Origin of the sequence: Micromonospora sp. NPDC005171, assembly GCF_040608575.1 — a bacterium.
Classification (GTDB): domain Bacteria; phylum Actinomycetota; class Actinomycetes; order Mycobacteriales; family Micromonosporaceae; genus Micromonospora.
On record NZ_JBEXIM010000070.1, the window covers coordinates 1 to 9,740 of the forward strand.

Below are 9,740 nucleotides of genomic sequence, written 5' to 3' on the forward strand. Positions count from 1 at the left end.
CGCGGGTGGCGCGTCGTGCTTCGGCTTCCAATGCGGCGCGGGTGGCGGCGTCGGCGAGGTCGGGGGCGACGTGGTCGAGGATGCGGGTGCCGAGTTTGCGCAGGTGGGTGGGGTCGAACTGTGCGGCCCAGTCGGTGAGCAGGCTGACGGCCTTGTCGGCGGCCTCGGTGCCGGCGGTCTCGTGCACGGTGGTGGCGGTGTCGGTGATGACGCGGGCCTGGTCGAGGCTGAGGTGCCCGTCGGCTAGCGCTTTTCGTATCCCGGGGTTGCTGGTGTCGAGGGCGGTGGCGAGGTCGATCAAGCGGCGGGCGGCGGGAACGGTCAGCCGCAGTCGCTCGCGCAGCCACACCGCGGTGCAGGAGGCGCCCTGCGCGCGGGCTGTGCCACGGCCGTCGATCTCGCGAACCAGGGCCAGCTTCACGGCGGCGAGGCGTTGCTCGAGGCGGTGCGCGGCGTCGAGTGCAGCGATCAGGTCATGTTCCGGGAGGGCCCAGGCGGCGGCGTCGACGCAGGTGGCGAGCGCGTCGTCTGCCAGCGCCAACTCCTCGACCATGACCCGAGACTAGAACAGGTGTACGACACTTTCAGTTGCCATGATCGATTGGATCGGCAGGTCGCCGGAGGGCCTGCCAATGCGCCCGGCGGTGGCGGGAGCTGGTGCCGACAGCGCTGCCTGGTGCCTGGCGTGAGCGAGGGCTGGGTGTCGGCGGGTCTGTTCATGCCCGGCACGAGCGAGGGCTGGGCGGCGTCGCTAGGAATTAGCCGACGGGCGTTGAAGAGCCTTCGCCCAGGCCATGACGTGATCGATGGAGTCGCGGGTGAGGCCGATCGTCGGTTCGGCGGTGATCAACAGAGTCGGACTGCTGCGTGCTGCGGCCGAGATGTGGGCTTGCGGCGTGTGCACGCCGTCGATGTCGAGCAAAGCAGGGGCCGGTTCACCCGGGGGATCCTGCCGTAAACGGTCCGGTGGTGGTGACCGAGAGACAAGTCAGCGGCCAAGGCCTACCTGCCAGGACCAGCCCCGCAGGCACGGGCAGGCACGGGCAGGCACGGGCAGCCATCATGCGGCCAGGCAGGCACCAGGCTGCGGGGCAGGCACAAGGCTGCGGGGCAGGCACAAGGCTGCGGGGCAGGGCCAAAGGGCCGGGCAGGCACCGCGCGGCGGGCAGGGGTCGGGCAGCGGGGTCGTCGGCGAACGGAAATTCCCTGCCGGCGACCCCGCCACCGATGGACGCGCCGCTTCGTGGACGGTCCCCGTCCGGTTTACCCGATGCGGAACTGGTCGCCGTAGACGGCGAACACCAGCGGTGTGTTCAGGTTGAAGTTGCCGTTGTTGAGGAACACCCGCTGGGCCGTGTCGACGCGGGAGGTGTCCGAGTGGGCCTCCTCCTTCTTCATCTCGATGACCCGCTCGTCGAGGAAGGCGTTGAGCCAGGTCCGCTCGTCGCCGCCCTGGGCTGGCGGCTTGGCCCGGTTCAGGGCGCGGCTGCGGATCTGGCGCATGCCCTCGTACCCGTGCATGACCGCCGCGTCGTAGTAGGCGAACTGACCGAGCGCCCGGACCTGGTCGTTCTTGCCGTCGCGTACCGATGGGTTGAAGTAGACCCGGTCGCGTTCGGCCTCCTGGGCTGCCTGGAACACCGAGTCGGTGGCCGCGGTCCGCCAGTCGCGGGGGAAGTTGGGGTCGAGGCCGGCGTGCGACGGGGTGCCGTTGACGTTGCGCAGCGCCGGCAGGTAGCCGGCGAGCACGTTGCCCGGCTTGGTGCGGGTGTACGCCTCGACCAGTTCGAGCATGTCGCCGGTGCCGGAGCAGAAGCCGATGATGCCGGCGGTGTAGCCGCGTCCGTCGCCGATGTCCTCGATGTAGGAGAACTGCGCACGCCAGTCGAGCGAGGAGTTCTCCGCCGCCGAGACGAGCTGCATGGCGACGTCCTTCTTCGCCGGGTCGTCGAGGTTGGTGCCGGTGGTGGGCGGGGGAGTGGTGGGAGTGCCACCGCCGGGCAGGGTCCACTGCTGGTTGCTGGTGCCGCCGCAGGTCCAGATCTGCAACCGGGCGCCGTTCGCGGTGCTCCGGTCGGTGACGTCGAGGCACTTGCCGGAGCCGGAGTTGACGAGCGCGCCGTTGCTGGCGGTCCACTTCTGCGCGCCGGTGTTGTTGCAGTCGTACAGCTGCACCTTGGCGCCGTTGGTGGTCGACGCGGCGGTGACGTCGAGGCACTTGCCGAGTGCCCGGATCGAGTTGTCGGTGTTGCCGACGGTCCACGTCTGGGCCGCGCTGCCGTTGCAGTCGTAGAGCTGGACGGGCGTGCCGTTGGCCGAGCTGGCGCCGGCCACGTCGACGCACTTGCCGCCGAGGCCGGTGATCGGGCCGGCGGTCGCGGCGCTCGCCGACGGCAGGCCGTAGCCGACGGCGGCGACGCCGACCAGCAGGGTGCCCACGACGTAGGCGGCTGTTCTCTTGTGAACCATGGTGTTCCTCGGGGACGGGGCGGCGTGCCGCCAGCCGGTCGGTGGCCCGGCGCGGCGGTTCGGCCCCGGGGCACCGCGAGCATCAGGAAACTGTATTAACAGATACCAGTACGTCGATTCCTCGTCAATCGACGACAGCGAGGCGTGACGGCGTCTGTTCATCCCGTCGTTGGCGATTCGTACCTGCCGGTGGCTATCGTCGGGCCGTAACTGATCAACGGGCCGGTCCGTCGGAACCAGCACCGTCCGACGGACAGAAGATGGTCATGGAGTCGAGTCTGCGCGCTCGGGTGCGAGCCGGTGACCCGGGCGCGTTCGCCGAACTGTTCGACGCGTACGCGCGATCGGTGTACAACCACGCGTTCCGGCTGACCGCCGACTGGGCCACGGCGGAGGACGTCATGGCCGCCACCTACCTGCAAGCCTGGCGTTCCCGGGAGCGGGTCACCGAGGAGGGCGGATCGCTGCGCCCCTGGCTGTTCGGTATCGCCACCAACGAGGCCCGCAACCACACCCGCAGCAACCGCCGCTACCGCCGGGTGGCCGCCGCGCTGCTCGCCTCCGACGTCACCCTGCCCGACCACGCAGACGACGTCGCCGGTCGACTCGACGACAGCCGACGTATCGCCGCCGCGATCGACGCGCTGGCCCGGTTGCGCCGACCCGAGCGCGAGGTACTGACCCTGTGCCTGTGGGAGGGCCTCGACTACGAGTCCGCGGCGAAGGCGCTGGGTGTCCCGGTCGGCACGGTGCGCTCCCGGCTGTCGCGGGCCCGCGCCCGGCTCCGTACCCTCGCCGACGCCCCGTCACGCGCCGCACGGCCGGCGGTCGTGGACGCCTCACTCCTGCGGGAGGGCAGCAAGTGAGCGCGCCGGACCCGGCCGAGTGGGCGCAGATCGCCCCCCACCCCGGTGATCACGACCTGCCGGCGGGCCGGCACGAGCTGCACCGCAGCCGCCTGCTGGCGGCGATCGCGCAGCAGCCGCGTACCCGAAGAAGGGCTTTCGTTCCCCTGCGGCCCGCGCTCGCGGTGGCCGCGTTGGTCCTGGTGGTGGTGGGCGGAGGGCTCGCGGTCCGGTCCGGCGGCGCGCCCCCGGCGGCGCTCCCGTCACCCGAGGCGAGCCGCCCGGGCGCTCGGCCGGCGCCGCCGGGCACAGCCGCCAAGAACCGTGGGTACGCCACGGTGCGTCAACTCACCGACGCGGCCGACCTGGTGGTCCGCGGCGAGGTGGCGTCGGTGGCGGACGGGCGGGCGGTCTACCGGGTGGCGGAGGTGCTCTACCGCGCCTCGGATGCTCCGGTGCCCACCGAGATCACGGTGGCGGCGGAGGTGGCCGGTCGGCCGACCGTCCTCTACCTGGGCCTCGCGGACCCGGGTGCGCGGGTCTACCGTCCGCTCGGCGGCGAGTTCGGGATCTTCGACCTTGCCGGGGAGACGGCCACCAGCCGGTCACCGGCGATGTCGGTGACCGGTCTGCGCACCGAGGACGCCACCGGGGCGGGTCGCGCGTTCGTCACCACGCTGGCCGAGCTTCGTCAGCTCGCCCACGAGCGACGCTGAGCCCGGCAACGCCGAGCCCGGCAACGCCGAGCCCGGCAACGCCGAGCCCGGCAACGCCGAGCCCGGCAACGCCGAGCCCGGCAACGCCGAGCCCGGCAACGCTGAGCCCGGCGACGCTGAGCCCGGCGACGCTGAGCCCGGCAACGCCGAGCCCGGCAAAGCGGAGCCAGAAAAAAGAATGGAACTCGGTGCCCGGGGCGCACAGATAGAGGGCGTAAGCAGTGCCGCGTTCCGAGCGAGACGACCCGGGACGGCACCGAGACGCGAGGAGCGTTCCATGGCAGTCGACAGTCGCCGTACCCGGGCTCTGTGGGTCACGGCCACCGCTGTGCTCGCCGCCGCGGCGTTGTCCGCCTGCGGCAGCGGTGGCGACCCGGCCGCCGCGCCCGCCGCGAGCAGCGCCGCCCCGACCAGCGCGGCCACGCCGACCGACGTCGCGCCCCCGCCGATCAAGGGCAAGCTGCGTGGGTACGGCACCGTGCGGCAGCTCAGCGACACCGCGGACCTGGTCGTACGCGGTGAGGTCGAGGAGGCCGGATTCCGGGTCGACGAGGTGCTGCGCACGACGACCGGATCGACAGTGCGGGCCGGGGCGCGGATCACGCTCGCCCCGCTGCCCGCCGGTGTGCCGGACATGGCGCACATGTCGAAGCTCGAGGCCGGCCAGGTCGTGGTGCTCTACCTCGCCCAGGACCCGGCTGCCCCGACGTTCCGGACGCTCAGCGGCGACTTCGGCGTGTTCGACCTGAGCGGATCCGACGCGGATACCGTCGCCACGACCCGCTCGCGGACCATGGCCGTCAGCGGCCTGCTCGCCGAGGACCCGGCCGCGTCCGGCCACGGTTTCCGCACCACCCTCGGTCAGCTGCGCGCCGTCGCCGCCCAGGTCAAGTAGGACGAGTGGAACGCGGACGGCACCCGCCGAGTGCCGTCCGCGTGGTCACTGCTCCCGGTAGGTGGCCAGGTCAAAGTCGGCGTGCGCGCCGTCGCCGCCCAGGTCCTGCACCCACAGGCCGAGAAACGCCCCGGTGAAGCCCCACGCCGCCGGCTCACCGTCGATGATCAGCGCGGCGTGCTCGTCGGACAGGATGGTCGCGTCCAACTCGACTGGCAGTCGCTGCCAACCGGCGCCGAGGTCGTAGTCGAAGCGCACCGCCGGCCCGTCGAAGACGGCCCGCAGGCCGACCCGGGTGACGCCGCCGACATCGACGGTCAGTTCGGGGTACGCGGTGCGCCGCCCGTTGTCGGAGCTGAGCAGTTCCAGCACCGTCCGCCCGTCGTCGGCCCGGGTCAGGTAGAGGTGGTGCCAGTTGAGCGTGTTGTAGTAGGCGGTGATCCCGGCCAGCTGACGGTGGTCGGCCGGTGCGAACTCCACAACGGTCTCCAGCGAGCACTCCATCGCGCCGACGCGTCGCCCGACCAGGCTGGGTGCCCGTCGACCGACCGGCGACTGCCCGCCGTGGAGCCGCAGGTACGACGGGCGGGTGTGCAGGTCGACCCAGTCCGCGGTGGCCGGCCGACGCAGCGTCGACCAGCAGCGGCCCAGTTCGGGGGCGTCGAAGTGGTCCGTCTCGGGCTCCGCCGGCCACGGGTGCGCGGGCAGGTCGGGCGCGACGACGTCGTCCGCGGGCACCCCGCCGGAGATCCGCGGCCAGCCGCCCGACGGCCACTCGACCCGCTGGATCGCGGTCTCCCGACCCAGCACGCAGTTGCCCAGCGGGGAGTACGGGCGGCCAACCAGGTGGGCCAGGTACCACTCGCCGTTCTGCGTGTGGACCAGGCTGCCGTGACCTGCCTTCTGCAACCGCAGATCGGGCCGACCGAAGGAGGTGAGCAGTGGCCCGTCCGGGTCCACCTCGTACGGTCCGAACAGCTCCCGGGACCGCGCCACGGTGACCTGGTGCTCCCAGCTGGTACCGCCTTCGGCGGTGATCAGCCAGTACCAGCCGTCGTGGCGGTACAGGTGCGGACCCTCGGTGACCCCGACCGGGGAGCCGGTGAACAGGATGCGGGGGCTGCCGACCAGACGGCGTGCGGCGCGGTCGTACTGCTGGATCTCGATGCCACCGAAGCGGTCGCGGCCGGGTCGCCAGTCCGCGCACATGCCCAGCAGCCAGGTGGTGCCGTCGTCGTCGTGGAACAGCGACGCGTCGAACCCGCGCCCGTGCAGTTTCACCGGATCGGACCAGGGGCCGGTGATGTCCTCGGCGGTGACCAGGAAGTTCTGCGGATCCCAGTAACCGCTGGCGAAGCTGGCCACGTCGCTGTAGACGAGGTGGAACTGACCATCGTGGTACGTCAGGTCCGGCGCCCACACCCCGTTGGAGTCGCCGCATCCGCGCAGATCGAGCAGGCGTCGGTCGGTGATGATCCCACCCAGGCTGCGCCAGTTGACCAGATCACGCGAGTGGTGCACGAGCACGCCCGGATACCACTCAAAGGTCGAGGTGGCCAGGTAGTAGTCGTCGCCGACGCGCAGGATCGACGGGTCCGGGTGGAACCCGGCGAGGACGGGATTGCGGATCGACCGGGTAGCGGTCGCCACGTTAGCGATGTCGGTCGACACGAGCACTCCTCTGGACGGGCTGTCTGGAACTTCCGGAAAATCGTGGTCCCGGATTGCTGGAAGCCCTGCTTACGCTAGCCGGTCTTTTCGCAATAGGACAGAGGTCTTGACCGCTGGGACAACAGCTCGTAGCGTGCCGGCCATCGATCGACATTACCGGCGAAGCATTGAAAGTTTCGGAGATCCATAGCTCCCCGCCCCGCCCGCTCAGCCGGATGACGAGGCTCCACCGCGAGCAGACCTGAAGTTTCCAGCAGGACGCAGGGGGGACCGTGGGTACGGAGAACGGCCGAAACGTCACCATCGCCATGATCGCGCGGTTGGCCGGAGTCTCCGTGCCCACCGTCTCCCGGGTCATCAACGGCCGTTCCGACGTCGCCCCCGACACCCGGGAGCGCGTCGAGGCGCTACTCAACCGGCACGGCTACCGCCGCCGCTCGCCGGCCCGGCGTACCGACGCCGCCCTCATCGACCTGGTCTTCAACGACCTGGACAGCCCGTGGGCCGTGGAGATCATCCGTGGGGTGGAGGACGTCGGCCAGACCAGCGGCGTCGGCACTGTCGTGTCGGCCATCCACTGGCGCATCTCCTCGGCCAAGCAGTGGCTCGACAACATGCGTACGCGCTCCACCGAGGGAATCATCTTCGTGACCTCGATGGTGAACCCACCGTTGCAGGCCGAGCTGCGCCGGCTCCACCTGCCGGTCGTCATCATCGACCCGGCCGGGGTCGACCCGCAGGAGTCACCCACCATCGGCGCCACCAACTGGGCGGGCAGCCTCAGCGCCAACCAGTACCTGATCAGCCTCGGCCACCGCCGCATCGGCTTCATCGCCGGCCCGCCGCACCTGATGTGCAGCAGGGCCCGGATGGACGGCTACCGGGCCGCCCTCGGCGCCGCCGGGATCCCCGTCGACGACGCCCTGATCCGCCCCGGCAACTTCTACCACGAGGCCGGCTTCACCGCGGGTACGCAACTGCTGGCACTGCCCGACCCGCCCACTGCCATCTGCGCCTGCAGCGATCAGATGGCGCTCGGTGTGTACGAGGCGGTCCGCAAACGGGGTCTGCGGGTGCCCGACGACGTCAGCGTTGTCGGCTTCGACGATCTGCCGGAGGTGCGCTGGTGCTCGCCACCGCTGACCACCGTCCGGCAACCCCTGGCCGAGATGGGCATGCTGGCCGCGCGGACCGTGCTGCGCCTCGCCGGCGGCGAGAGGACCGAGAGCCCTCGGGTCGAACTCGCCACCGAGCTCATCGTCCGCGACAGCGCCGCCCCGCCTCGCTGAGCGGCGCGGTCGGCACGAACGCGTTCGGTGCTGACGTCAGGCGTCGCGGAGGGCGTCGTCGACGCCCGTCTCCCGGCGGCCGAGGTGGACCGGGCCCCCGAGAACCCGAAAGCCTGCCCACACACTCCTGCTGCGGGCGTCGGCTGTGGCGTAACGGACCCGTCAATGAAGAACGACGAGGCGCCCGGTTCGCCCGTCGAAGTACTCGACATTGCACTGACCTGCGAGTTCTGCGGCGAGTCGGCGGGCCAGTTCATGCCCTTCGGCGTAAAAGTCCGCCTCCTGAGCTGTGGTGGGAAATCCAGACGATGCGGGGTCCGCACGGTCCAGGGTGTCGTCGTAGGTCTGCGCCCACTGCAGCAGCGAATTCGCCAGAGCGTCTGGGATGGGCAGTTCGGCCGGGTCGATGTTGTCCACCCCGCCTGAGCCGGTCAACCACGTCGGATAGCTCTCATAGTCCGCCATGACCCGCACAGTCCCAGCGTTAGCGTCCAACTGGGTTCGCCCCCACGATGAATCCGTTGTTCCCGACGGAAACAGCGAGCCTATACGTCCGGCCCTCGAAGAGCACTTCATAGATCGGACGTGTCCGTTGCATCCCAACCACCTCGCCCTGCGTTACGGCGGCGAACACCAGCTCAGGGATCTTTTCCTCAGGTACGCCGACCTTCGCGAAGTCATCGGCGTGCCGGCTCGTGATGTGGGCGAGACCGGCACGCTCATTGCCGGTCTCCAAGAAAACGATCTTTCCTTCACGATTGCGGCCGATAGCGACTATCTGCTCCGGGTTGTGTTTGACGCCCGCCTGGCTGAGTTCGTCGAGTAGCTCCTGTCTCTCGCTTCGCCCGGGTTTTGGGGTCGGCGTTCCGTTGTCGCCGCCACCGAGCTTCTTCAATGCCTGCTTGAGCTTCTCGATGAGTTCGCCGAGCCGGCGGATCAACGGGATCAGCTGTCGCAGGCTGGCCAGCAGTCCGCGCAGCATCCGAGCAATCCGCGCGCCGCACGACGCCACCAGCGTCGCCACCTGTTCCACCACCAGCGGGGCGGCGAACCCACCGCTGAAGATGAGTTCGCCGGCGTACACGATGAGACGGGAGACGCAGGTGGCGATGGCGTCGCGAACCAGGAGCCGGACGGCGGCTACGAGGCCGGCTGCGCCTTCGGTGATCGCAGCCAGGGTTTCGGCGCCTTGAGCGAGTCCGATGATGGCCTGTTGCTGCTCGCCGGCCCAGTTCCGATAGGCGAGCCCCGCGCTGCCGCCCCAGGCGGCGATGTCGTTGCGGACGGCGGCGGCGAGAGCCGCGACCTCCTCGCGAAGTGAGACCGCGACGTTGCGCCAGGTCTGAGCGTGGGCAGTGATCTCGGCGGGGTTGCCGGCGAGCCAGTCCAAGGCCTCGCTGAGCGGCTTGACGTGCTCGATGAGCCAGGCGATGCCGTACTGGAGTAGGACACCGGCCGGATCGGAGACGAGGGCGAGGGCGTCGAGGCCGGCGCTGACCACGCCAAGGCTGCCGTCGATCCAACTGCCGTTACTGATCCCTTGGGCGATGAGTTCGATGTCCTCGCAGATCCAGATGCCGGCCCACGCGCTCGGCGAGGTGTCGGACGCCGTGGCGATGAGCGGGTTGACCGTCATCATTAGCTCCGTGTTTGACGCAGAAGCTGTTCAGCGCTGGCGTCCGAGGCCCGGTACCGGTCCGCGCTGGCCCGCAGTTTCTCGGCGGTGTCCTGCACCGATCCGACGGCGCCCGCCATGCCGTCTGGGCTTGACCCGTTTCGACGGACAGGGTCGATGTGTTGATCGTATTCAGGCTGCCTGGAACGCTGGTAGCAGGTCCGACCCGGTGGCTTCGAA

Annotated in this window: 9 protein-coding genes; 4 read left to right on the forward strand and 5 right to left on the reverse strand. The window is 70.3% G+C overall.

Annotated features, from left to right (window positions below):
• Both ABZU74_RS33620 and ABZU74_RS33625 read right to left on the reverse strand, forming a co-directional pair.
• A partial coding sequence (locus ABZU74_RS33620) for a DUF222 domain-containing protein (protein ID WP_355432691.1) occupies nucleotides 1-553 on the reverse strand: 553 nt, incomplete at its 3' end.
• Nucleotides 554-1,263: 710 nt separating this feature from the next.
• Nucleotides 1,264-2,469: a chitosanase gene (locus ABZU74_RS33625; RefSeq protein ID WP_355432693.1), complete on the reverse strand. Its 1,206-nt coding sequence runs from the start codon at nucleotides 2,467-2,469 to the stop codon at nucleotides 1,264-1,266.
• A 266-nt stretch (nucleotides 2,470-2,735) separates the two neighbouring features.
• Here ABZU74_RS33625 and ABZU74_RS33630 point away from each other — a divergent pair, with 266 nt between their 5' ends.
• From ABZU74_RS33630 to ABZU74_RS33640, 3 genes are all read left to right on the forward strand, one after another.
• Nucleotides 2,736-3,335: a sigma-70 family RNA polymerase sigma factor gene (locus tag ABZU74_RS33630; RefSeq protein WP_355432696.1), complete on the forward strand. Its 600-nt coding sequence runs from the start codon at nucleotides 2,736-2,738 to the stop codon at nucleotides 3,333-3,335.
• Complete coding sequence (locus tag ABZU74_RS33635; protein ID WP_355432699.1) at nucleotides 3,332-4,030, forward strand: hypothetical protein; 699 nt, start codon at nucleotides 3,332-3,334, stop codon at nucleotides 4,028-4,030. The genes ABZU74_RS33630 and ABZU74_RS33635 overlap by 4 nt, the downstream gene beginning before the upstream one ends.
• 277 nt (nucleotides 4,031-4,307) lie before the next feature.
• A complete protein-coding gene (locus tag ABZU74_RS33640) occupies nucleotides 4,308-4,925 on the forward strand; it encodes a hypothetical protein (RefSeq protein WP_355432701.1) in 618 nt (205 codons plus the stop codon).
• A 45-nt stretch (nucleotides 4,926-4,970) separates the two neighbouring features.
• On the opposite strand, the gene ABZU74_RS33645 is transcribed toward ABZU74_RS33640, so the two are convergent.
• Nucleotides 4,971-6,596, reverse strand: a complete 1,626-nt coding sequence (locus ABZU74_RS33645; RefSeq protein WP_355432704.1) for a glycoside hydrolase family 43 protein — start codon at nucleotides 6,594-6,596, stop codon at nucleotides 4,971-4,973.
• Nucleotides 6,597-6,868: 272 nt separating this feature from the next.
• On the opposite strand from ABZU74_RS33645, the gene ABZU74_RS33650 reads away from it, so the two are divergent.
• Entirely contained in the window at nucleotides 6,869-7,885 is a 1,017-nt protein-coding gene (locus ABZU74_RS33650) for a LacI family DNA-binding transcriptional regulator (RefSeq protein WP_355432707.1), read from the forward strand.
• Nucleotides 7,886-8,047: 162 nt separating this feature from the next.
• Here the strand turns inward: ABZU74_RS33650 and ABZU74_RS33655 are convergent, their stop codons facing one another.
• Together ABZU74_RS33655 and ABZU74_RS33660 are read right to left on the reverse strand one after the other, a co-directional pair.
• The gene (locus tag ABZU74_RS33655) at nucleotides 8,048-8,350 is read right to left on the reverse strand and encodes a hypothetical protein (RefSeq protein ID WP_355432709.1); all 303 of its coding nucleotides are present in this window, start codon (nucleotides 8,348-8,350) and stop codon (nucleotides 8,048-8,050) included.
• Between the two features lie 19 nt (nucleotides 8,351-8,369).
• Nucleotides 8,370-9,521 carry a hypothetical protein gene (locus ABZU74_RS33660; RefSeq protein ID WP_355432712.1) on the reverse strand — a complete coding sequence of 384 codons (1,152 nt, stop codon included), beginning with the start codon at nucleotides 9,519-9,521 and terminating at the stop codon, nucleotides 8,370-8,372.
• Nucleotides 9,522-9,740 lie beyond the last annotated feature (219 nt).